The sequence below is a fragment of the Pseudomonas sp. C1C7 genome (genome assembly GCF_013359595.1).
Classification (GTDB): Bacteria; Pseudomonadota; Gammaproteobacteria; order Pseudomonadales; family Pseudomonadaceae; genus Aquipseudomonas.
The window spans coordinates 89897-112240 of record NZ_JABFMP010000009.1 but is presented as its reverse complement, the minus strand read 5'-3'; the positions used below and the strand labels follow the sequence as shown (position 1 = coordinate 112240).

The following is a 22344-nucleotide window of genomic DNA, read 5'->3' as shown; positions in this document are numbered from 1 at the left end:
CGTGTACCTACTGCAATACGAAATTAGTGAAGAGCAACTGTTCGACAACCACTTTGCCGAGTTCTTTCTGCGCCACTTCCTGAACGCTGGCCGTGGCTTTCTGGCGCAGCATTTCCTGACCGACAGGCGAGGCGAGCGTGGCGAAATCCTGTCCGGAGAACAGCATCACCAGGTTATTGCGGATCACCGGCATGTGGACCTTGAGCGCTTCCAGGTCGGCTTGATTGCGCCCGAGCATGGTGATGCTCACCTGCATGTAGCGCTGACGGCCGTTCTGGTTGTAGTTGGCGACGAACGCCGGCGCCATCGACTCGAAAATCGCCGGCTGCTTGCCTGTCGGGGCGACTTCAGCCGCTTCGACAGGCTTGCTCTGAGCGCTGTGCATGAAGAACCAGGTCGCTCCCACGGACAAACCGATCGCCAGCAGCAGTGCCACTACGATCAGGATAATCAGCTTGAGTTTGCCTTTGGTTGCGGGGTCTTTTACTGCTGCGTCGCTCTTCGCCATGCCAATAATCCGTCACTATTCGGGGTTTCACAGTCGCACGGATAGGGAAGAGCAAGTGTTATGCCAGAACGATCGGGAGAGAGAGGGTGGACAGTCGCCTTTTTGAAGAGCGCCGCCAAACAAAATGTGGAAGCGGGCTTGCTCGCGAATGCGTTGTGACAGTCGACATCAATATCGAATGTTAAACCGCATCCGCGAGCAAGCCCGCTCCCACAGGGGTTTTGCGTTTGATCAGGCGTAATAATCGACCGCGCTTGTGCCGATCACGCTGGTCACTGGCGCGGCGACTTCGGCAATGGCCGGGGTGAGTTCGTCATCCATTGAGTCAAGGCGACCACCATTGGCGCTGGCTCGACCGGATTGGCTCTGTTGCGCCTGCTGCTCCTGCCCCTGCTGCGAACCCCGGGACTGGTCGGACACATTGACGTCCACCTGCCCCATGCCCTGCTGGGCGAACATGTCACGCAGGCGATGCATTTGCCCGTCCAGCGCTTCGCGAACGCCAGGATGCGCGCTCATGAAAGTCACTTGGGTCTGCTGGTCCGGGACCATGTTCACCCGAATGTCCAGGCGACCCAGTTCCGCTGGCTGCAATTGAATGTCCGCCGCCTTGAGATTGGCGCTGGACAGGTACATGACGCGATTCACCACCTCTTCGGTCCAGCCGCTCTGGTGCATGGCGATCGGCTGATTCACCGGCACGGCGTTGGCGGTCTTCGGCGTGGCCGCCTGGGTCAGCGCCGCCAGACGATTGGCGAAGTCATCGACTCGGGTATCGCTGCTGGCAGACTTCAGGTCCTTCAGACCGTCGTCGATCAGGCCGCTGAAAGCCTTGTCGCCGCCCTGGCTGGTGCTGTCCTTGCTGGCCTGGGCATCGAGCATGCTGGCCATGCCGGCGGCAAAGTTCTGCGCCGCGGTCTGCTCGCCATCGGCTTGCGCCTGGGCTGGCGTCGCCGCCGACTTGGGTTGTGCCTGACTGGACGCCGACACATGACCGCTCTGCTCCATGGCCATACGGACAGCGGGCAATGCGTCGAGGGGATCGGCTTCGGGGTCGAAATCGGTGTCAGTCTCGGCAACGGCCTGCGCGGGAGCTGCCGGGACAGCCGCCGCTTGAATCGGCGCCGGTTGCGGATCGACCACCGGCGGCGTTGCCGGAACGGGCGTCGTGACAGTGGGCTGAGCTGCCTGCAACAGGGCCGGATCTACAGCCGGGTCTACCGGTGCAGCATCGGCAACCGGTGCCTGGGCAGCATTCGCCGCATCATCGTCGGTTTTGTCATCAGCTTGCGCCGGCTTGTCGGCGGGCAAGGTTTTGCCGCTATCGGCAACCACCGGTTCGTCGGCGGCAGGCTTGTCGTCGACGACATCCTTCTTGCCGGCGTTGTCGGCGACCTTGTCGCGGGCCGGTTTGACCGGGTTATCCGCCGCTGGAGCTGGCTTGTTTTGCGCCTGTTTGGCGTAGACCTGAGCGAAGCTTGCAGCCTTGTCCCCGGGCTCGGCGGCCTGCGCCACGGAATTGGCGTTGGTGGCCTGAGCCTTGGCCTGCGCGGCGGCCTGAAGAAGCATATTGGGGGTAACGGGCATTAAACGGTCTCCGCTGCACTGGGATCGTAGGTACAGTTGGGAGATTAGACTGCAAGGGTCGCGCCAGTTTTGCCTTGATCGGGATCAATACGGCCGAACGGTCGCGATGGCAGAGTGCGAACGCTGTCGCTCCTCTTCATAGAGAGGCCGGATAAACGCGAATTCGCGGGAGATTTCCGCGATCAGCGATTCAACGCCGGACAGATTGCGCTCTTTTGCCCTGTGCTCCAGGTCATGGCACAGCTCGGCCAGGCGAATAGCGCCCATGTTGCTGCTGCTGCCCTTGAAGCTATGGGCCGTTTCCAGCAATTGCGTGGCGTCGACAGCCACGGCCAATTGCCGCAACCGCTGTTCGGAGTCGGTGAGGAAGGTGTCGATCAATGTCGAGAACTCATCCTCCATGACGTCCCGCAACGCGCTCAGCACGTCCGGGTCAAGATGTGTATCAGCCACTTGCTCACTCCTTGATCAAGAATGCGCGGAATTATGCCAGACCCTCCCAGAAAAACTCCACGCGGGCACTTCGACCATCGTCGGACCAACCGGCGTTACGCCCCAACTGACGGATCAGACTGACGCCGCGTCCCGACAAACGGACAGGATCGACCGGTCGCTGCATCACACGTTCGACATCAAAACCCTTGCCGCTATCCTCGACGCGTATCACCAGACAGCCACCCTCGCCCTGTGGCGAGACCTGCAGATGCACCCGCACGTAGCCATCCTGCAACGCTTCCAGGCGGGCATTGCGCTCCTGATAATAACGGGCGAAACCGGCGACATCGCGCTTGAGGCTCGAATCGAGCCCCAGCACGCCATGCTCCAGGGCATTGGAATACAACTCGGCCAGAACACTGTAGAGCGCCCCGCTCTGCGCCCGCAGGCCATGCACTTCAAGCAGCAGTTGCAGCAGATACGGCAGCGGATTGAAGCGCTTGAGCGTGGCGGCGCGGAATTCGAAACTCACCGACCAGTCCAGCGGGCAGGACTGGCCGCTGTCGGAATAGATCGGCGCCGGCGGGCTGAGCAGGGTCGGGTCCAGCAGGCTGATCTCGACCATGCTGACGTCGTCCCGGGCTTCGCCGCGAAAATCCCGCAGCGCCCGTTCGATGTCCTCGAACAACGCATCAGGTTCCCGATTGGCGGCAAACACCTGCTGCAAGCGCTCAACGCCAAACAGCTGATCGTTGACGTCGCAGGTGTCGATCACCCCGTCGGACAACAGGAACACCCGATCACCGAGGGCCATTGGAAACACTTCGGTGCGGTCATCGAAGGTCTGCGGGCTCAGCACACCCAGCGGCAGATGCCGGGCCTTCAGCGGCTTGCGTTCTCCGGTGCCCATGCTGTGCAGGTAACCATCGGGCATGCCGCCGTTCCAGACCTCCACCGACTGACGCTGAAAACTCAGACACAGCAGCGTTGCGCAACAGAACATGTCCACCGGCAGGATGCGCTTGAGCTTGGCGTTCATCTCGCGCAGGGTTTCCGCCAGGCCGTAGCCCTTGGCGGTCATGCCGTAGAACACCTCTGCCAGCGGCATCGCGCCGACCGCCGCCGGCAAGCCGTGGCCGGTGAAATCGCCGAGCAGCACATGCATGTCGCCGGCGGGCGTGAACGCGGCCAGCAGCAAATCGCCGTTGAACAGCGCGTAGGGCGATTGCAGGTAGCGGATGTTGGGGGCGTTCAGGCAGCCGGAGTGAGCGACTTTGTCGAACACCGCCTTGGCCACCCGCTGCTCGTTGAGCAGATACTCGTGATGCCGGGCGATCTGGTCGCGCTGCTCCAGCACGGTGGCCTGCAGTCGTCGCAGGCGGTCCATCGCCTTGATCTTGGCGGCGAGGATCACCTGGTTATAGGGTTTCGCCAGAAAATCGTCGCCGCCGACCTCCAGACAGCGAGCCAGAGCTTCGCTTTCCGACAACGAGGTCAGGAAGATGATCGGCACCAGGGTTTCCCCGGCCAGCTCCTTGATCTGCCGCGCCGCTTCGAAGCCGTCCATTACCGGCATCATCGCGTCCATCAGCACCAGTTGCGGACGCTGCTGGCGAAAGGCTTCGACCGCTTCGGCACCGTTGCCCGCCGTCAGCACCTGGTGGCCCTGGCGACGGACGATACTCGACAGCAGCATGCGATCGGCCGCGCTGTCCTCGGCGATCAGGATCGTCAGCGACTCGAGTACAGCCTGCACGGCGCTCAACTGATGTCGAACAGCTTGTCGAAGTTGGAGATCGCGAGAATTTTTCGCACGTCGGAGCTGCTGTTGACGACGCGAATATCCGAATCGTCGCCGCCGGCGTGATCACGCAACAGCAGCAACATGCCCAGTGCGGAGCTGTCCAGGTAGGTGGCTTCCTTCAGGTCGATCACGACGGCGCCGAGATCCTTGTCCTCGTAGGATTCGCGAAATTCCTGATGTTTGGCGAAATCGAATCGCCCCTTGACCGAGATCGTCAGTTTTTGACCATCGGGGGAAACTTCGGTAATGACTGACATTTCATGGCTTCCTTGTCATTGGTGAACCTTCTTGTACAAGGTGTAGCATTTGGTAAAGGTTGGGGCAAGGCTGCGATCTTTTCGAATCAACCATCAAAACTGCTCGTGACGCGGCAACCGCTGGGACAACTCATCGAGCAGCTTCTGCTCGCGCTTGTCCTCGATCGCCCGCGCCTCGTCCATGTAACGTTGAACCAGTTTGCGCAAACCCTCGACCCGGGCGAAGGCCTGTTGCCAAGTATCGCGCGCCTTGTTCAGGTTGTTCTGGTGCCAGGCGAGGCTCTGGCGCTGCTGATCGATAGCGGTGCCGAGTTGCGCCAGAAAGCCCTGGTAACCCAGCAGCCACTGGCCCGACACGCCGCTGCTGCCGCGCACGATCCACTGTTCCTGATAATCGAGACGAAAGGCTTCGAGGTCCGCCAGCTTGCTCTCGGCCAGCCGCACCTGCCCCTGGAAATGCCCCAGTCGCTGGACCGCGGTTTTCTCGGCCTTCTCGGCCATTTCCACCACGGGGGCCAGGCGCCCTGCGCGACTCTGGGCCATGACCGGTTAGCCGCCCGCCGCAGGCGCGAAGATCGAGGCGAGATAGGCTTCGCTTTCGCCCAGGCTGATGCTGTCGTTGAGACCCTGGCGCAGGTATTTGACCAGCTGCGGCTGAAGGGAAATCGCCAGGTCGGTCTCGCGATCGCCGCCGGCCACGTAGGCACCGACGCTGATCAGATCGCGGCTCTGTTGATAGCGCGACCACAGCTGTTTGAAGTACTGCGCTCGCGTCATGTGTTCCGGCGATACCACCGCCGGCATGACCCGGCTGATGGACGCCTCGATATCGATGGCCGGGTAATGCCCTTCCTCGGCCAGGCGCCGGGACAGCACGATATGCCCGTCGAGCACGCCCCGCGCGGAGTCGGCAATCGGGTCCTGCTGGTCGTCGCCTTCGGACAGAACGGTATAGAACGCGGTGATCGAACCGCCGCCCTTCTCGGCGTTACCCGCCCGCTCCACCAGCTTCGGCAGCTTGGCGAACACCGAAGGCGGATAGCCCTTGGTCGCCGGCGGCTCGCCGATGGCCAGGGCGATTTCCCGCTGGGCCTGGGCGAAACGGGTCAGGGAATCCATCAGCAGCAGGACGTTCTTGCCCTTGTCGCGGAAATATTCGGCGATGCGGGTGCAATACATGGCCGCGCGCAGACGCATCAGTGGCGCATCGTCCGCCGGTGACGCCACGACGACGGAGCGCTTGAGCCCTTCTTCACCGAGGATGTGCTCGATGAACTCTTTAACCTCACGACCCCGCTCACCGATCAGCCCGACGACAATGATGTCGGCCTCGGTGAAGCGGGTCATCATGCCCAGCAAGACGGATTTACCCACGCCGGTACCGGCGAACAAGCCGAGCCGCTGACCGCGACCGACCGTCAACATGCCGTTGATGGAGCGGATGCCCACATCCAGCGGCTCGCTGATCGGCTCACGCTTGAGCGGGTTGATGGTCGGGCCGTCCATCGGCACCCAGTCTTCGGCCTTCATGCCGCCCTTGCCGTCCAGCGCGCGACCGGCGCCATCGAGCACGCGTCCGAGCATGCTCATGCCCATCGGCAGGCGCCCGCTTTCCATCAGCGGCACCACGCGGGCCCCAGGGGCGATGCCGGCGACGCTGCCCACTGGCATCAGAAAGACTTTACTGCCGGAGAAGCCCATGACTTCGGCTTCGACCTGCACCGGGTGATAGCTGTCGTCGTTGATCACCATGCAGCGACTGCCCATGGCAGCGCGCAGGCCTTCGGCTTCGAGGGTCAGGCCGACCATGCGCAACAGGCGGCCTTCGAGGATCGGCGCGCCTTCCAGTTGCGTGGCCTCGGCATAGCTGCCCAGGCGCTTGGCGAAACTGGTGCGTTCAAGGCGCATCGGGAATGTCCGCAGCCGCAGGCTGGCTGTCGATCGGCAGGTCCAGGGTCACGTCGGCCGCAGCCGGATGCAGGGCTTGTTCGTGGAGCTGATCGAACAATTTGTCCATCACCCGCGCTACACGGGTCTCGACGGTGGCATCGATACGGCTGTGCTCGGTCTCGACCCGGCAGCCGCCGGGCAGCAGCGACTCGTCCTCGACGATGCGCCAGGTTTCTTCATGGCGCTCGCGCAGGGCTTTGACCTGGGCGAAATCCTGGGGATTGATGTACAGGCGCACGTTGTTCACGCCCAGCGGCAGCAGCTTGAGGGCTTCGCGCATGACGTGTTCGATCTGGGTCGAATCGATGGCCAGTTCGCGCTGGATCACCTGGCGGGTGATGTGCTGAACCAGGTCGACCAGGGATTTTTCGATCAGGGTGTCCTGTTCGGCGATGGGCTCGAACAGGTGCGTCATCAGTTGCTCCAGCCCCGCGAGTTTGGGTGCCAGCGCAGCTTCCGCTTCCTGGCGAACCTTGAGCGAGGTGCTGTGGAAACCTTCACGCTCGCCGACCGCGAAGCCTTCGTTGTAGGCCTCCTGACGAATGCTTTCAAGTTCCTCGAGGGTCAGTGGCTGAACTTCTTCCAGCGGCACTTCCTCGATTTCCGGCGGCTCCGGTTCGGGCTCGGGTTCCGGCTCAGGTTCCGGCGCAGGCGGATCGAAGCTGGGCAGCGCCCAGGTATCGAACCCACTGACTTCCCCGGCCCGGATCAGGTCAGTGGGTAAATCGTCATGCTTGGCCATGGTGTTAGATCATTTCCTCGCCGCCTTTGCCGCCGAGCACGATTTCTCCGGCTTCGGCCATACGACGGGCGATGGTGAGGATTTCCTTCTGCGCGGTTTCCACGTCGCTGACGCGAACCGGGCCCTTGGCTTCCAGGTCGTCGCGCAGCAGTTCGGCCGCACGCTTGGACATGTTCTTGAAGATCTTCTCCTTGACGTTTTCGTCCGAACCCTTGAGGGCCAGCACCAGCACGTCGGAGGACACTTCGCGAAGCAGCGCCTGGATACCGCGGTCGTCGACATCGGCCAGGTTGTTGAACACGAACATGAGGTCTTCGATCTGACCGGACAGGTCTTCGTCGACTTCGCGGATCGAGTCCATGAGCTGGCCTTCGATGGAGCTGTCGAGGAAGTTCATGATGTCCGCCGCGCGCTTGATACCGCCCAGGGTGGTGCGCGAGGCATTGGAGTTGCCGGAGAACTGCTTCTCGAGAATCTGGTTGAGTTCCTTCAGGGCCGCCGGCTGCACGGTGTTCAGCGAGGAAACCCGCAGGATGATGTCCAGACGCACCTTGTGGTCGAAGTTGCCCAGCACTTCACCGGCCTGATCCGGATCGAGGTACGCCACCACGATCGCCTGGATCTGCGGGTGCTCGTAACGGATCACGTCGGCGACGGCGCGCGGCTCCATCCACTTCAGGCTGTCCAGGCCGCTGGTGTTGCCGCCCAGCAGGATGCGATCGATCAGGCCGTTGGCCTTGTCCTCACCCAGGGCCTGGGTGAGCATCTTGCGCACGTAGTCGTCGGAACCGACGCCCAGGCTGGTCTGGTCGCCGACGATGTCGACGAACTCGCTCATCACCTGCTCGACCTGTTCGCGGTGCACATTACCCATCTGGGCCATGGCTACGCCCACACGCTGGACCTCTTTGGGCCCCATGTGGCGCAGCACCTGGGCGGCGTCGGTAGAACCAAGGGACAGCAGCAGAATCGCGGCTTTGTCGACCTTGGTCAGCTTGGCGGCAACGGCTCGGTTATCACTCATCTGCGTTAATCCACTCTTTCACGACCTGGGCCACACGACCCGGGTCTTCTGCTACCAGACTCTTGATTGCGTTCAGTTGGGCATCATAGCCCTCGCTCGGACTCGGCAAGAGGATGCTGGTCGGGCCACCGAGGCTGACGCGATCGTTGGCCAGTTCGCCGTCCAGACCGCCCATGCCACCCAGCTCGACGTCGCTGCCGATACCGGCCAATTCCTTGCCCTTGCCGCCACCGGTGATGTTGTTGAGCACCGGACGCAGCACACCGAACACCAGCACCAGAATGAACAGGACACCCAGCACTTGCTTGACGATGTCCCAGAACCACGGCTGGGAGTAGAACGGAATGTCGGCAATCACTTCACCGCGATCGGCGGAGAACGGCATGTTGATCACGCTGACGCTGTCGCCACGGCTGGCGTCGAAGCCCACCGCGTCCTGAACCAGACGGGTGAAGCGCGCCAATTCGTCGGCGCTCCACGGCGCACGGGTGGTTTCGCCGTTGGCCGGGTTGACCTTGACCTGATCGTCCACCACCACCGACACCGACAGGCGGCTCAGACGACCCTGCTGCTGCTTGGTGTGGCTGATGGAACGGTCGAGTTCGAAGTTCTTGGTCGATTGTTGACGCTTGTCCGCAGGATAAGGCGCCAGCATCGGCTGGCCGGTGGCCGGGTCCATGATCTGCTGACCGTTGGCATCGACCAGTGGCTGACCTGGCTGCACCATGCCCGCTGGCGCAGCAGCGCCGCCGGTGGTTTGCGGTGCGGAAGCGGCCGACGGCGGCTGGTTGCTCAGGGCACCCGGTACACCTTGCGGGCCATTGCTGGCGGTACGTTGTTCGTTGACCGACTGCTCGGAGCGCAGTGCCGGCTGATCCGGGTTGAACTGCTCGGAGGTCGATTCGACGGCGCTGAAATCCACATCGGCCGAGACTTCAGCCTTGTAGCGGTCGTTGCCCAGTACTGGTTCGAGGATGTTGTGCACACGCTGGGTGAGCATGCTTTCCATGCGGCGGCTGTAGTCGAATTGCTTGCCGGCCATGGTCAGTTCGGAATTTTCCGCCTGGTCGGAGAGCAGGTTGCCCTTCTGGTCGACCACGGTGATCTGCGATTTGCTCAGCTCGGGAACGCTGGTCGCCACCAGATTGATGATGGCCACGACCTGACCCGGCTCCAGCGAGCGACCCGGATACAGTTCGACCAGCACCGACGCGCTCGGCTTGCGCTCATCGCGCACGAACACCGAACTCTTCGGAATCGCCAGGTGCACACGGGCACCCTTGACGTTGTTCAGGGAGGAGATGGTGCGCGCCAGTTCACCTTCCAGGCCGCGACGATAACGGGTCGCTTCCATGAACTGACTGGTGCCCAGGCCCTGCTCCTTGTCGAGGATCTCAAAGCCCACGTTGCCGTCGCTGGGAGTGACACCAGCGGCCGCCAGTTTCAGGCGGGCACGGGACAGATCGTCGGCCTTGACCAGCAAGACACCGGAGTTGGGTTCGACGTTGTACGGAATATCGGCGGCGGCCAGGGTGTCCATGACCTGCTTGGTGTCCATGCCGGCAAGACTGCCGTACAGCGGACGGTAGTCCGGCTGCTGGGACCACAACACCACGGCAAAACCAATCGCCACGCTCGCGGCCAGGCCGACCAACAGGCCTACCTGACGCAGCATGGTCATCTCGGAAAGGTTTTCCAGGAAAGACAACCCGAACAGCGGCGGCTTGCCCTCTGTCGGCGCGGTCTTGGCCGGAACGTTATCGGCGACTGCTTCTGCCATGACTCAATCTCGTCCTTAAACCGGCATCTGCATGATGTCTTGGTAGGCCTGAACCAGCTTGTTACGCACCTGGGTCAATGCCTGGAAAGACACGCTGGCCTTCTGCGAGGAAATCATCACGTCAGTCAGATCGACGCCGCTCTTGCCGATCTCGAAAGCACTGGCCAACTGGCTCGACGCCTGCTGGGTATCGTTCACTTTATTGACGGCCTGACCGAGCATGTCGGAAAAGCTGCTGCCGGCCAGTTCAGGGACGGCGGCAGTCGATTTCGGCGCAGACATGGCATCCATTTGCATGGCGCGCATATCCAGCATCAACCGATTAAATTCAATACCTTGGCTCATGATCTACTCTCATTGACGGCCCGCAATTTTTTGACGCTCACTCGGCGGGTACCAGGGTGTTAGCAACAAGGGTGCCAGCTCAGTGGCCTCGGCGAATTATCTGTAGGAGCGAACTTGCTCGCGATGGTCGTCAACGATGACGCTGACAACCTGACGCCCCGCGGTGCCTTCGGGTTCATCGCGAGCAGGCTCGCTCCCACATTTGGATCGGGGTTTCGCGCCAGATTTCAGGTGGCGAACAGATAGGCTTCCACATCCATCCCCGCATCACGCATCTGCGCCAGCTTGTAGCGCAGGGTGCGCGGGCTGATGCCCAGGCGCTCGGCGGCTTCCTTGCGACGGCCGCGCTCGGTACGCAAGGTGTCGATGATCATCTGGAATTCCCGACGGCGCAGGTCATCGCCCAGAGCGCCGGCCGATTCGGCTTCGACCTCCACGGGGCGCAAAGATGTGGCGACTGGTGGCGAAACCGGCAACGGCGCACAGGCGATCGGGCCGGCCAGACAGAAATCCTGAGGCTGGATCAAACCGCCCTGCTGCAGGATCAACGCGCGCTGAATCGCGTTATCCAGCTCGCGCACATTGCCCGGCCACGGATAGCCGACGAGACAAGCCTGCGCCTGCGGCGACAAACGCGCGGCGGCATGCTTCATTTTATTGACGTGTTTGGCCAGCAGACGCTCGGCCAGCGGCAGGATATCGGCGGTGCGCTCGCGCAGCGGTCGCCACGCCAGCGGAAACACCGACAGGCGATAGTAAAGATCTTCGCGGAAGCGCCCCGCCGCCACTTCCGCGGCCAGGTCCCGGTTGGTGGTCGCCACCACGCGAATATCCAGAGTGATCGGTTTGCGCGCCCCTACCCGCTCGACCTCGCGCTCCTGCAGCACGCGCAGCAGCTTGGCTTGCAACCCCAGGGGCATTTCGGAGATTTCGTCGAGCAGGATGGTGCCGCCATCGGCCTGCTCGAACTTGCCGGCCTGCGCCGCGATGGCGCCGGTGAACGAGCCCTTCTCATGACCGAACAGCGTGGCTTCGAGCATGTTGTCCGGGATCGCCGCGCAGTTGATCGCAATGAACGGCTGGCTGGCACGATGGGAGTGCTGATGAATGTAGCGCGCCAGCACTTCCTTGCCGGTCCCGGACTCGCCGGAAATCAACACCGTGGAATCACTGCGAGCCACCCGTGCGGCCAGCTCCAGCAACTGTGCACTGGCAGGCTCGAAAGCCACCGGCCCTTCGCTGTCGGCGATGCCGAGGCTGCCCAGCGCATGGCGTGCGACAAGATCGAGCAAGGCCTTGGGCTCGAACGGCTTGACCAGGTAATCCGCCGCGCCCTGGCGCATCGCATCCACGGCCCGCTCCACCGCACCGTGGGCCGTCATCAGCAACACCGGCAGTTGCCGCTGGCGCGCTCGCAGCAGGCCGAGTAACTGATGACCGTCCATGCCCGGCATGTTGACGTCGCTGACCACCAGGCTGAACGCCTCGGCCTCGACCGCTGCCAGCGCTTCCTCCGCCGAACCGACCGCCTTGTAATCGTGCCCCGCAAGCAACAGCGTATCGGTCAGTGCTTCGCGTAAAGCGCGGTCATCCTCGACCAGTAAAACCTTGATGCCCATGACGTTCACTCCACTCCTTGAGCGTTACGTGATTCATCGCAAAACAGCGGCAGGATCACCTGAGCGCAAGTCCCGCGCCCCGGCCGCGAGCGCAACTGCAACGCACCCTGATGCGCACGGGCAACGGCGTGGACCACGGTCAGGCCGAGCCCGGTCCCGTTGGCCTTGGTGGTGAAAAACGGCTCGCCGAGACGCGCCAGCACAACGCTGTCGATGCCGCTGCCGCTGTCGCTGATGCACACCCGCAACTGGTTGTCGCGGGTATACAGATGCACCTTCAAGCGCACGTCACGACTGCTGGCCTGCACGGCGTTTTCGATGAGATTGAGCAAGGCCCCGACCAGGGTGTCGCGATTGCACAGCAACTCGCCGGTATGGCTGTCGCACTGCCAGCGAATGGACAGGTCCAGCACATGGGGCAGCGCTGCCGCCTGCAGCGACTGCATCAACTGTTTGGGGGTGACGCGGTCAGTCAGCGGCAACTCGCCACGGGCGAACACCAGCATGTCGCGCACCTGATGCTCCAGCTCGTGCAGGCGCTCCTTGAGGCGTCCGGCAAAACGTTGCTGGATGTCGACCGGCAGCTCCTGCTCAGTCAAATGGCTGGCGTAGAGCAAGGCCGCGGACAGCGGCGTACGAATCTGATGAGCCAGCGAGGCAACCATGCGCCCCAGGGACGACAGGCGTTCGTGGCGAGCCAACTGGTCCTGCAGGTGACGGGTTTCAGTCAGGTCGTTGAGCAATACCAGTTGCCCGGGCTCGGCATCCAGCGAGCGCGTGGCAATCGACAGACGCCGACCATCCTTGAGGGAGACTTCATGACCATCGTCGTCACGAGGCGCAAAGCAGCGGGCAATGACATGGCGCCACAACTCGCCTTCCAGCGGCAGGCCCAGCAGCTCACAGGCCGCCGGGTTGGCTTCGCGCACGATGCCTTGGGCGTCGATGACGATGACGCCACCGGGCAAGAGGTCGAGGAGGTTTTGCAGACGGTTGGCCAGGCGTTCTTTTTCCGCCAGTTCCTGCATGCGCTGGGCACTGACCACGGCCAGCTCTCCCTTGAGCTCGGTCACCCGGGCTTCGAGCATGCTGTAAGAGCTGTTCAGTTGGGTGGACATCTGGTTGAACAGGGCGAATGCCTGCTCGAGGCCAAGCCGGCTTGCCTGCTCTACGGACGACGGATGCCCCAGGGCATCCCCAAAGGCATCTGAGACAGGAGAGATCTGGGCGGCTTGCGGCATCGTACTTTCTCGCTTGGCTGACCGTCAGTGAAACGGAACGTTGCGAGAGGCATAGCAATACCCGTGCCTAAAAAAAACCGCTTATAAATGAAACACTTGAAAAACAGGCGTCAATCATCCGCCTGTTCATCACCGTCACGACGGCTCATGCCGTACTTGCGCATCTTCTCCACCAGGGTGGTGCGACGGATGCGCAGGCGTTCGGCCGCGCGCGCCACGATACCGTTGGCATCGTCCAGCGCCTGCTGGATCAGGCCCTGTTCCAGACCACCGAGGTAGTCCTTCAGGTCGAGCCCTTCCGGCGGCAACAGCGCGCTGGCGGTGTAGTCCTGGTTGTGGCCGTTGATGGCGACGCGCTCTTCGAGATCGCTGCGCAGGCTGTCGACCATCTGCTCGTCTTCGTCATCGACGTAGCGGAATTTCTTCGGCAACTCGACCACGCCGATCACCCCGTACGGATGCATGATGGCCATGCGTTCCACCAGGTTGGCCAGCTCACGGACGTTGCCCGGCCAGCCGTGACGGCACAGGGACATGATCGCCGCCGAGTTGAAGCGGATCGAACCGCGCTTCTCGTGCTCCATGCGCGAGATCAGCTCGTTCATCAGCAGCGGAATGTCCTCGACACGCTCGCGCAGCGGCGCCATCTCGATCGGGAACACGTTGAGACGGTAGTAGAGGTCTTCGCGGAAGGTGCCGATCTCGATCATGCTTTCGAGATTCTTGTGGGTCGCCGCAATGATGCGCACGTCGACGCTCTGGGTCTTGTTGCTGCCCACGCGCTCGAAGGTGCGCTCCTGCAGGACGCGCAGCAGCTTGACCTGCATCGGCAATGGCATGTCGCCGATCTCGTCGAGGAACAGCGTGCCGCCGTTGGCCAGTTCGAATCGTCCGGCACGGCTGGTGATCGCACCGGTGAAGGCGCCCTTCTCGTGGCCGAACAGTTCGCTTTCCAGCAGCTCGGCCGGGATCGCCCCGCAGTTCACCGGAACGAACGGCGCTTCGCGGCGCTTGGAGTGATAGTGCAGGTTACGCGCGACCACTTCCTTGCCAGTACCGGACTCGCCCAGGATCAACACACTGGCGTCGGTATCGGCCACCTGCTGCATCATCTGGCGCACGTGTTGAATCGCCCGGCTGGTGCCGACAAGGCTGCGGAAAAGGTTGGGTTCGCGATGGCGACCGCGCTCGCGGGCCTGGTCGTACATCTCGCGATAGACCTGGGCACGGTGCAGGGAATCGAGCAATTTGCTGTAGCTGGGCGGCATTTCCAGGGTCGAAAGCACGCGACGACGCTGGTCTTCCGGCAGGTCGATGGAAGAATTATCGCCCATCAGCAAAACAGGAAGGAACTCATCCCATGTCGAGAGTGTCTTTAACAAGCCCAACAAAGCGCCAGGAGCATTGACCGTCCCGATCAGGACACAGATCACTTCACGACTGGATGACAAAGAGCCGACAGCCTGCTGCCAATCATGGCTTCCGCAGGGCAAATTTTCTTCGCCGAGAAAATTCAAAATCACCGCCAGGTCGCGGCGGCGGACGCTATCGTCATCAATCAGCAGAATTTTGGTTTCACGCCACATGCAATAGCAACTTCCCTAGTCAACTCGATGCCCAAAATGCTGGGGCAAGCTAAACGCTTGCAGGCGAACTATGCCTGAAGACGACTGAAATCTGGAACAGCCACTAGTTAAGTCAAAAAACCGTGCACAGTCAAATTTATGGCGCACTATGTTTGGATTAACTGGCGTCAATTAACCAAACAGATGGTAAACCTTTGACGCCTTTTGTGCTTGGTTGATCTGCGACATCTCATCGACGATGGCCTGGCGCTCGCCCATGGTCGCGGTCAGCAGGTCCTTGTACACCGCCAACAGCTCCTCAAGATTGCTGCGCACCGCCTCTTCGTCGATCGGTGCTTCGCTCAGCACTTCCTCGACACACTCGCGACAGGTCGTATCCAGCTCGCCAATCGCGTCCCAGTTACGCGCCGCCAGGGCATCGATCAGGGCTTCGCGGGTTTCTTCTATGCGTCGAAGTGCGTGACTCATGACGTCATCCTCAGGCTCGAAGCCTATTGATTGGCAATGGCATCCCAGCCGCTTTTGAGGGTTTCCAGCAGGCCGGATACTTCGTCGATGATGGCCACGTCGTTGTCGCGGTTGGCTTCCATCAGACGGGTCATCATGTAGGCGTACAGGTTGTCGAGTTGTTGCAGGGATGCCGGATCGTCGGTCTTTTCCGGGTTCAAGCCATCACGCAGGCCGATGATGATGTCCACCGCCTTGCCCATCATCAACCCCTTGAGCGCGATGTCACCGCGCTCCAGAGCGCCCTTGGCCTGGGCCATGCGATCCAGCCCGCCTTCCATCAGCATCTGCACCAGGCGGTGCGGGCTGGCTTCGGAGATCTGGGCATGGGAATTGACCTTCTGGTATTGGCGAAGGGCTCTCATGGGGTTCATGTTTCTACCTCGTGACAGACAACAGCTGTAATAGGAATGCTCTGATCTTTATGTCGACGCCTCGACACAAAACTTTAACCACCGCAGGCCAGCAATGAAAAAACCCAGGTCTGTCTCGACGGACGGCCTGGGTTCTTTCATGCCTTTGCGCGGATCAATCCGACTTCGGATTGTTCAGTGCGTTGAGCGTGGTCATGATGCTGTCGCTCTGGGCTCGCAGCTTGGCGACCAGGGAGTCCATGGCGGTGTATTTGGCGGTCAGGCTTGTTTGCAGGGCGGCCATGCGGGCGTCGAGGGCATCCTGCTGTTTTTTCAGGTCGTTCAGACTGTCGCTCAGACTCGTCGAACGGGCAGCAAAAACGCCCGTGGTTTTCTGTGCAAAGGTATCAGTCGCGGACTTCATACGCGCGAGCAAGCCGTTATCGCCGGAGAAAATCCCATTGATATCGGCGGCATTGGTCAAGGCTGCGGCGTCGAACAGCTTGTCATCGACCGAAAGCAATCCGGTCTTCTGGTCGGTCTGAACGCCGAACTGGGCGAGAGATTTCAACTGACCAGTCCCTCCCATTGCGTTCAACTCCGTGCGTACCGCCGACATCAGGGAGCGCAGAGAAGCATCGCCAGTGAGCGCGCCGGACGTTACAGTGCCATCGGCGGCTGTGGTGACCTGAGTCTCCGCATTGGCAGCCTTGACCAGTGCATTGTATGTATCGACAAACCCTTTGACCGCCGACTTCAGTGTCGCACCGCTGGCAGCCACCGTAATGGTGGTTGGCGTTGCCGCACCGCCCCCGGAAGGAACCTGAGAAACGCCAGTCAGCTTGACCGTAATGCCGCTGACGGCATCGGCGATGGTATTGGTCTTGGACTCCATCGATACGCCATCAAGCGTGTATTTGGCGTTTTGAGGCGTGGCCAGGACCGAGGTACCTGTTTCCAGCCCTGAATTTCCGGATAGGGTCAAATCGGAACCTACGCCTGTGTTGCTTGAGGTCAACACCATGCGAGAGCCATTGGCATCGGTCAGAATGTTGGCACTCAAACCCTTGTTCGCGTATTGGGAGTTGATCGAGTCACGGACTTCCTGCAGCGTGGCCCCAGCCGGAATGCTCACATCGAACGTATCGGTGCCTTGCTTGATGGTCAACGTGGAAGGCGCTGAACCTGCGTTGACGACGGAGGAGGCACCACCGGCAAAAACCTTTGTCGAGATCTTCGACGCTGTTGCCATTTGAGTGACCAACAATGAAAAGCTACCGGCCGCCGCGCCATTGCCCGTCGTTACGGTTGCGACCTTTTCATCGGAGGACGAGCCACTCAGCCCACTGAAGCTCGATGCGGTCTTCATGTTGTCCAGCGCACTGCGGAAAGCATCCAGTGCCGCCTGGATTTTGCCGATAGACGACAGCGAGGTGGTCGCTTTCAGCGTCTGGTTGTTGATCTGCGTCTGCTTCGGCGCCCTTTCGGAGTCCACCAAAGACTTCACGATCGCCTGGGTATCGATGTTCGAACCGATACCGCTAACCGTTGTACCCGCCATCATCTATCTCCTTGTTCAGTGGCTGCTGCTTTCTTGACGAAACGCGCCTCGAGCGCAGTCAGCAACAAAAATCGTGCCAGCTCAGACTTTGTCGTCAAACAGCAAGCTGCTTGCGTCCGACAGGCTCTGCGCCAGTTTCAGTGCGGCTTCCGACGGAATCTGGCGGATCACGTCACCCGTTTCAGTGGCGATGACCTTGACCACGACCCGGCCGGTGGAATCATCAATGGAGAAATCCAGATTGCGTTGGGCAGCCTGGACGAATTCCTGAATATCGGTCACAGCCTTTTCCAGCTCGTCACGCTTGGGCTCGGCGCCCGATGCAGCAACAGCTTCAGTTTTGGGCTGATCTTTTTTGTCTGCAACGGTTGGCGCTGCACCTTGAGAGGCAACGGCTGGATAAGACAGGTTCAACTTGACGCTCATGTCCATGTTAAATCTCCTCATCACGAAAAAGACGAAAGGGCACGTAAACGTACCCTTGCGTCACACATCAAGCGTGGGATTAACCCAGCAGCTTCAGTACAGCGGATGGCAGCTGGTTAGCCTGGGACAGGATCGCGGTGGAAGCCTGTTGCAGGGTTTGCTGCTTGGTCAGCTGAGCAGTTTCCGATGCGAAGTCAACGTCCTGGATCACGCCACGAGCAGCAGTGGAGTTGTCCGCGATGCTGCGCAGGTTCGACACGGTGCTGTCGAAACGGTTTTGCACCGCACCGAGGTCAGCACGCTGGGAGTCGATGTTGGCGATTGCCTGGGTGATCACGTCAACAGCGTTTTGCGCGTTGGTAGCAGTGGTCACGTCAGTGTTGTTGACGGTGGTTTTAGCCGAGCTGACGGTAGTACCCGCAGCAACGAACAGACCAGTTGCACCAGCACCGCTCAGCGAGTAGCTGTTAGTGGAGTTCAGCGAAACTGCACCAGTAACCTGGATAGCGGTAGCAGCAGCCGCGATAGCACCACCGTAAGCACCGGAACCGTCTTTGGCGGCAACACTGATACCAGCGATTGCACCGGCGTCACCAGAGTTCAGAACGATGTTCTCACCGGTGTCGGATTTGATTTGCAGGTTGTTGGTGGTGGCGTTGTAGTTAACGCTGATGCCCAGTTTGGCAGCGTTGGACTTCAGTTGGTCAGCCAGGCCAGCAGTGTCGGTAACACCAACCATGTTGACTGCAGCGCCGCTGCCCACTTTGATGGAGAAGTTGGCGCTGGCAGGAGTAGCGGCCAGGATCGCAGCAGTGTTTACAGTGAACTGAGCTTCAGTGCTGGCAGTAGCCGACAGGCCACCGATAGCGCCGTTCAGTTGAGCAGCGGTCGCTTTGGCGGACTGGCCAGCAGCAACAGTAACGTTAGCGGTCTGACCACCACCGGTGATAGCCAGTGCACCGCCGGCAACGCCGGTAGCGCTTGGAGCGATGGCCACGGACTTCAGCTGCTGGGAGCCGATGTTGTTAGCCGATACGTCGCCCAGAGTCATGTTGATGGTCTGGTTGGCGTTGGCGCCTACTTGGAAAGCGGTGGTACCGAAGGAGCCGTCCAGCAGGTTACGACCACCGAAAGTAGTGGTGGTAGCAATACGGGTCAGTTCTGCAGTCAGAGCCTGGTATTCAGCGTTGTTCGACTTACGGTCGTCGGCGCTTGGCGAGCCGTTGGCGGAAGCCAGAGCCAGGGTGCGCATTTTTTGCAGGATGTTGGTGGACTCTTGCATCGCGCCTTCAGCAGTTTGCGCGATGGAGATACCGTCACCGGCGTTTTTGATAGCGGTCTGCAGGCCGTTGATCTGGCTGGTCAGACGGTTGGAGATCTGCAGGCCAGCGGCGTCGTCTTTGGCGCTGTTGATACGCAGGCCGGAGGACAGGCGCTGCATCGAAGTCTGCAGAGAACCGGAAGCTTTGTTCAGGTTGTTCTGAACGGTCAAAGAAGCAAGGTTAGTGTTAACGGTTAAAGCCATGACGAAATCCTCGTTGGATGGATACTGCGGCTTCCGGCCCTGGCAACCGCCTGGTGTGGCCTAGAGAACCTACGTAATAGTTATCGTCGTGGTACCGGTTTGCTTGAGGGCTTTTTTCGAAAATTTTAATGGCAGGGTGCCAGCCCTTTATTTTCAAGGGTTTAGAGTCATAAAGTCGGCGCCAGAAAAACGAAAAACGCCCGGGAATTTTCATTCCCGGGCGTTTTTTTTTGCCGCCGCGATCGAATCGATCAGCCGCGGTAGAGAATCGCCGAACCCCATGAGAGGCCCACGCCAAAGCCGCTGATGGCGACGCGGGTCCAGGTGGAATCAAACACATGGTTCTGCAACAGCAGCGGAATGCTCGACGACACCGTGTTACCGGTTTCGAGCATGTCCTTGACGAACTTCTCAGGCTCGCCTTCTTCGAAGCGACGGGCCACGGCATCGACAATCGCCGCACTGCCCTGGTGAATGCAGAAGGCATTGATGTCACTGGCCTGCAGATTCGACTCGTCGAGCAGCTCATGCAAATGTGCCGGGACTTTGAGCAAGGCGAAGTTGAAGACCTGGCGGCCGTTCATGAAGAACACGCCGTCGGTGACTTTCAGGTGCGGTGCGCCGGAACCGTCGGTGCCGAACTTCGATTTGCCCAGCTGCCAGACGGCGTTTTCGCCCATCCAGGTCGCCGTGGCGGCATCGCCGAACAGCATGGTGGTGTTGCGGTCTTCCGGATCGACGATCTTCGAATAAGGATCGGCGGTAATCAGCAGGCCGTTTTTCAGCCCTGCCGCTTCCATGAAGCCCTTGATTGCATACAGGCCGTAGACGTAACCGGAACAGCCCAGGGAAATATCGAAAGCAGCGACATGGGTCGACAGGCCCAGTTTGTCCTGCACGATCGCAGCAGTGTGCGGCAATCCCTCTTCGTCACCGTTCTGGGTGACGACGATCAGGCAGTCGATGGCTTCACGCTTGAGTTCAGGATTGGCGGCGAACAACGCATTGGCTGCTTCGACACACAGATCGGAGGTTTCCTGATCAGCATCCATGCGTGGCAAAAACGCGGAACCGATCTTGCCAAGGATAAAGGTCTCGTCCTTGTCGAACTTTGCACCCTGGGCATAGTTATCAATCCCGGCTGCCGGCACGTAACTCGCTATATTTTTTATGCCAATCATTTATGGCTTCCCAAATAATAAACAGCTGAACATCGCCGCTCGCTGAATCGAGGGCGTCTACAGTCGGGGCCTGGCCCCCAGAAGAGGCAACGTCGAGGCTCAAGGAACACCCTTGAACACCCCTCACACCTTCACCGCCCGCAGACAGGATACAGTGAAGATGCGCGTTTTGACTGACGGGTCACTCAGAGAGGGGTGGTTTATTTGATTTTGTGGTCCGGATCGCGCCCTGCCCCGCGCCGTTTCAGGCGAAAAAAGCGCAAAAAAAAGCCAGCCACCTTTGACAGGGGCTGGCCGCGAGCGGTCAGGACCGACTCAAAGCTTGTTGAACAGGCTCAGCTGGGAAACCTTGGCAAATGCCAGTTGTGCGGCCTGTAGCATGGTCTGTTGCAGGGTCAGGCGGGTCAGCACTTCTGCCGGATCCGTGTTCTTGATCGAATTGCCGGTCGATTCGTTGATCAGATCGGTGCTGGTGTTCTGATCCCTCTGCATGTCCATCACGTTGCCCCGGGCACCGATTGCGCCACGCGTCAGGTCAACCTGGTTCTTGGAGTTGTTCAAGTTGGCAAGGGACGAAGCGATCGTATCTTCCAGGAAACGTTGCTGGGCCGGATTGCCCTGGGTTGGCGTGTCGAGCGCCGAGCGCAGCTGGCTGATGGTGTCGAGTACGTTCTGGGTCTGGTGGGTATTGACCGCAATGTCGAACTGATCACCCGCGGCCGGCGTTGGCGGCGTACCACCCAGGGTAAAGCTGACACCCGCTGCAGTGGCCACACCGGCCGTCACGGTTCCGGTGGTGACTGGTGTACTGCTGCTGGTCAATGGGCGAGCGTAGAGTTCGAAGGTACCAGGACCGGTGAACTTCAGAACAGCCCCACCCTCCGGGAAAAAGTTCTTGTAATCGGCAGCGTTGGTCACCGTCGTCTGGCTGATGATGGCCGTCGACGTATTGCTCGGTGCACGATTCGCCACGAAGCTGTCGGGCTTGGCCGTCAACTGGAAACTGTGTCCTGCAATAACTGCATCGGAGGCGGCGGAGTCTGTAGGGTTGTCGCCAGCCTGATAAGTAATATCCAGCTTGAAAGTCACGCCACGGAAGTTGATGTCGGAGCCGCCCTTGGCATTCGGGTCAAATTTGCCACCTGCAGTTGCCTCGGCAGTGACGTCATTGCCCGCCCCATCGGTGATCAAAAACTGGGTGCTGCTGGTGAACGTCAGGGTGTAGGGCTGGCCACTGCGGAAATTCGCATCGAACGCCGGCCCCGAGTTCACCAACCCCGGGGACAGAGCCACACGCCCATCATCCACCGCCGGAGCAGTCATGGTGGTGGAACTGCGCGCCGCGTTGATCGCCTGCTGGAACACATCCCAACCGGTATCGTTCAAGCCCAGTGACATCGAGTCACCAATCTTCAGCTCCAGCTGGGTCTGGTCACCCTGATAGCTGTAGGTGCCGTCGCTGTTCTTAACAAATGGCTGGGTATTGTTGCTGGCGCCGGAGAAGATGTACTTGCCGTTGGCGTCCTTGCTGTTCATCAGGGTCAGCAATTGCTCTTCAGCCTGCTTTAGCTCCGCCGAAATGGATTTGCGGTCGTCGTCATTCAACGAACCGCCACCGGCGCGCACCGTCAGCTCACTGACTTTTTGCAGCACGTTGTTGATGCTGTCCAGCACGCCCTCTTCCTGGGCTTGAGCAGTGTTCAACGCGTTGATGTTGGTGGTGTACTGGCCCAACATTGCTTTTTGCTGCTCAAGCTGCAGCAGGCGCGCCGCGCCCACAGGATCGTCCGCCGCAGTTTCGAGCTTCACGCCGCTGCTTGCCTGCTCGGCGGTCTTCATCACGTTGTTGAGGTTGCGGGAGTAGTTGGCAGCCGAAGCGGCGTAATACTGTGCTGTAGAAATACGCATGTTCT

The 22344-nt window shown here is 60.5% G+C and carries 22 protein-coding genes; 1 reads left to right on the top strand and 21 read right to left on the bottom strand.

From position 1 onward, the window contains the following. Positions 1–7: 7 nt before the first annotated feature. From fliL to HNO86_RS10000, 14 genes are all read right to left on the bottom strand, one after another. Positions 8–508, bottom strand: a complete 501-nt coding sequence (gene fliL, locus HNO86_RS10065; RefSeq protein WP_175376851.1) for a flagellar basal body-associated protein FliL — start codon at positions 506–508, stop codon at positions 8–10. Between the two features lie 231 nt (positions 509–739). Further along, positions 740–2095 carry a flagellar hook-length control protein FliK gene (locus HNO86_RS10060; protein WP_175376850.1) on the bottom strand — a complete coding sequence of 452 codons (1356 nt, stop codon included), beginning with the start codon at positions 2093–2095 and terminating at the stop codon, positions 740–742. A gap of 84 nt (positions 2096–2179) precedes the next feature. Further along, positions 2180–2548 (bottom strand): Hpt domain-containing protein, encoded by a 369-nt coding sequence (locus tag HNO86_RS10055; protein WP_175376849.1) that lies wholly within the window; start codon positions 2546–2548, stop codon positions 2180–2182. Between the two features lie 31 nt (positions 2549–2579). After that, positions 2580–4286, bottom strand: coding sequence for a SpoIIE family protein phosphatase (locus tag HNO86_RS10050; RefSeq protein ID WP_175376848.1), 1707 nt, complete (start codon positions 4284–4286; stop codon positions 2580–2582). 5 nt (positions 4287–4291) lie between these two features. After that, positions 4292–4591, bottom strand: coding sequence for an STAS domain-containing protein (locus HNO86_RS10045; protein ID WP_175376847.1), 300 nt, complete (start codon positions 4589–4591; stop codon positions 4292–4294). 93 nt (positions 4592–4684) lie between these two features. Further along, entirely contained in the window at positions 4685–5134 is a 450-nt protein-coding gene (gene fliJ / locus HNO86_RS10040) for a flagellar export protein FliJ (RefSeq protein WP_175376846.1), read from the bottom strand. A 6-nt stretch (positions 5135–5140) separates the two neighbouring features. Continuing rightward, positions 5141–6499, bottom strand: coding sequence for a flagellar protein export ATPase FliI (fliI, locus tag HNO86_RS10035; RefSeq protein ID WP_175376845.1), 1359 nt, complete (start codon positions 6497–6499; stop codon positions 5141–5143). Further along, positions 6489–7283 (bottom strand): flagellar assembly protein FliH, encoded by a 795-nt coding sequence (gene fliH / locus HNO86_RS10030; protein ID WP_175376844.1) that lies wholly within the window; start codon positions 7281–7283, stop codon positions 6489–6491. Before fliH ends, fliI begins: the two co-directional genes overlap by 11 nt. 4 nt (positions 7284–7287) lie before the next feature. Then, positions 7288–8307, bottom strand: coding sequence for a flagellar motor switch protein FliG (fliG, locus tag HNO86_RS10025; protein ID WP_095195723.1), 1020 nt, complete (start codon positions 8305–8307; stop codon positions 7288–7290). Further along, on the bottom strand, positions 8300–10087 hold the full coding sequence (gene fliF, locus HNO86_RS10020; RefSeq protein WP_175376843.1) for a flagellar basal-body MS-ring/collar protein FliF: 1788 nt from the start codon (positions 10085–10087) through the stop codon (positions 8300–8302). Before fliF ends, fliG begins: the two co-directional genes overlap by 8 nt. A 15-nt stretch (positions 10088–10102) precedes the next feature. Next, entirely contained in the window at positions 10103–10432 is a 330-nt protein-coding gene (gene fliE, locus HNO86_RS10015) for a flagellar hook-basal body complex protein FliE (RefSeq protein ID WP_175376842.1), read from the bottom strand. Between the two features lie 227 nt (positions 10433–10659). After that, positions 10660–12051 carry a sigma-54-dependent response regulator transcription factor FleR gene (fleR, locus tag HNO86_RS10010; RefSeq protein WP_175376841.1) on the bottom strand — a complete coding sequence of 464 codons (1392 nt, stop codon included), beginning with the start codon at positions 12049–12051 and terminating at the stop codon, positions 10660–10662. 5 nt (positions 12052–12056) lie between these two features. Further along, positions 12057–13292 (bottom strand): PAS domain-containing sensor histidine kinase, encoded by a 1236-nt coding sequence (locus HNO86_RS10005; protein ID WP_256672592.1) that lies wholly within the window; start codon positions 13290–13292, stop codon positions 12057–12059. 110 nt (positions 13293–13402) lie between these two features. Further along, positions 13403–14821 (bottom strand): sigma-54 dependent transcriptional regulator, encoded by a 1419-nt coding sequence (locus tag HNO86_RS10000; protein WP_256672597.1) that lies wholly within the window; start codon positions 14819–14821, stop codon positions 13403–13405. Here HNO86_RS10000 and HNO86_RS30250 point away from each other — a divergent pair. Further along, positions 14768–14956 carry a hypothetical protein gene (locus tag HNO86_RS30250; RefSeq protein WP_224533637.1) on the top strand — a complete coding sequence of 63 codons (189 nt, stop codon included), beginning with the start codon at positions 14768–14770 and terminating at the stop codon, positions 14954–14956. The genes HNO86_RS10000 and HNO86_RS30250 overlap by 54 nt on opposite strands. Before the next feature lie 93 nt (positions 14957–15049). Here HNO86_RS30250 and fliT read toward each other — a convergent pair whose 3' ends face one another. The 7 genes from fliT to HNO86_RS09965 all read right to left on the bottom strand — a co-directional run bounded on the left by fliT (position 15050) and on the right by HNO86_RS09965 (position 22339). After that, positions 15050–15346 carry a flagellar protein FliT gene (gene fliT, locus HNO86_RS09995; RefSeq protein WP_175376840.1) on the bottom strand — a complete coding sequence of 99 codons (297 nt, stop codon included), beginning with the start codon at positions 15344–15346 and terminating at the stop codon, positions 15050–15052. A 23-nt stretch (positions 15347–15369) separates the two neighbouring features. Beyond that, positions 15370–15759, bottom strand: coding sequence for a flagellar export chaperone FliS (gene fliS, locus HNO86_RS09990; protein ID WP_175376839.1), 390 nt, complete (start codon positions 15757–15759; stop codon positions 15370–15372). A gap of 154 nt (positions 15760–15913) precedes the next feature. Continuing rightward, positions 15914–17299: a flagellar filament capping protein FliD gene (gene fliD, locus HNO86_RS09985; RefSeq protein WP_175376838.1), complete on the bottom strand. Its 1386-nt coding sequence runs from the start codon at positions 17297–17299 to the stop codon at positions 15914–15916. An 81-nt stretch (positions 17300–17380) separates the two neighbouring features. After that, positions 17381–17731 carry a flagellar protein FlaG gene (locus HNO86_RS09980; RefSeq protein ID WP_175376837.1) on the bottom strand — a complete coding sequence of 117 codons (351 nt, stop codon included), beginning with the start codon at positions 17729–17731 and terminating at the stop codon, positions 17381–17383. 73 nt (positions 17732–17804) lie between these two features. Next, positions 17805–19250, bottom strand: coding sequence for a flagellin (locus tag HNO86_RS09975; RefSeq protein ID WP_175376836.1), 1446 nt, complete (start codon positions 19248–19250; stop codon positions 17805–17807). A gap of 251 nt (positions 19251–19501) precedes the next feature. Further along, the gene (locus HNO86_RS09970; protein WP_175376835.1) at positions 19502–20431 is read right to left on the bottom strand and encodes a ketoacyl-ACP synthase III; all 930 of its coding nucleotides are present in this window, start codon (positions 20429–20431) and stop codon (positions 19502–19504) included. A gap of 315 nt (positions 20432–20746) precedes the next feature. Continuing rightward, positions 20747–22339 (bottom strand): flagellar hook-associated protein 3, encoded by a 1593-nt coding sequence (locus tag HNO86_RS09965; RefSeq protein ID WP_175376834.1) that lies wholly within the window; start codon positions 22337–22339, stop codon positions 20747–20749. Positions 22340–22344 lie beyond the last annotated feature (5 nt).

Bases quoted from the DNA above. Each gene is read 5' to 3' on its own strand.
- fliL (WP_175376851.1), bottom strand. From the start codon at position 508: ATGGCGAAGAGCGACGCAGCAGTAAAAGACCCCGCAACCAAAGGCAAA.
- HNO86_RS09965 (WP_175376834.1), bottom strand. From the start codon at position 22,339: ATGCGTATTTCTACAGCACAGTATTACGCCGCTTCGGCTGCCAACTAC.
- fliG (WP_095195723.1), bottom strand. From the start codon at position 8,307: ATGAGTGATAACCGAGCCGTTGCCGCCAAGCTGACCAAGGTCGACAAA.
- HNO86_RS10005 (WP_256672592.1), bottom strand. From the start codon at position 13,292: ATGCCGCAAGCCGCCCAGATCTCTCCTGTCTCAGATGCCTTTGGGGAT.
- HNO86_RS09970 (WP_175376835.1), bottom strand. From the start codon at position 20,431: ATGATTGGCATAAAAAATATAGCGAGTTACGTGCCGGCAGCCGGGATT.
- HNO86_RS10060 (WP_175376850.1), bottom strand. From the start codon at position 2,095: ATGCCCGTTACCCCCAATATGCTTCTTCAGGCCGCCGCGCAGGCCAAG.
- fleR (WP_175376841.1), bottom strand. From the start codon at position 12,051: ATGGGCATCAAGGTTTTACTGGTCGAGGATGACCGCGCTTTACGCGAA.
- fliT (WP_175376840.1), bottom strand. From the start codon at position 15,346: ATGAGTCACGCACTTCGACGCATAGAAGAAACCCGCGAAGCCCTGATC.
- fliF (WP_175376843.1), bottom strand. From the start codon at position 10,087: ATGGCAGAAGCAGTCGCCGATAACGTTCCGGCCAAGACCGCGCCGACA.
- fliS (WP_175376839.1), bottom strand. From the start codon at position 15,759: ATGAACCCCATGAGAGCCCTTCGCCAATACCAGAAGGTCAATTCCCAT.
- fliD (WP_175376838.1), bottom strand. From the start codon at position 17,299: ATGGCGGGTACAACGGTTAGCGGTATCGGTTCGAACATCGATACCCAG.
- fliE (WP_175376842.1), bottom strand. From the start codon at position 10,432: ATGAGCCAAGGTATTGAATTTAATCGGTTGATGCTGGATATGCGCGCC.
- HNO86_RS30250 (WP_224533637.1), top strand. From the start codon at position 14,768: ATGGCTTCCGCAGGGCAAATTTTCTTCGCCGAGAAAATTCAAAATCAC.
- HNO86_RS09980 (WP_175376837.1), bottom strand. From the start codon at position 17,731: ATGGACATGAGCGTCAAGTTGAACCTGTCTTATCCAGCCGTTGCCTCT.
- HNO86_RS10045 (WP_175376847.1), bottom strand. From the start codon at position 4,591: ATGTCAGTCATTACCGAAGTTTCCCCCGATGGTCAAAAACTGACGATC.
- fliJ (WP_175376846.1), bottom strand. From the start codon at position 5,134: ATGGCCCAGAGTCGCGCAGGGCGCCTGGCCCCCGTGGTGGAAATGGCC.
- fliI (WP_175376845.1), bottom strand. From the start codon at position 6,499: ATGCGCCTTGAACGCACCAGTTTCGCCAAGCGCCTGGGCAGCTATGCC.
- HNO86_RS09975 (WP_175376836.1), bottom strand. From the start codon at position 19,250: ATGGCTTTAACCGTTAACACTAACCTTGCTTCTTTGACCGTTCAGAAC.
- fliH (WP_175376844.1), bottom strand. From the start codon at position 7,283: ATGGCCAAGCATGACGATTTACCCACTGACCTGATCCGGGCCGGGGAA.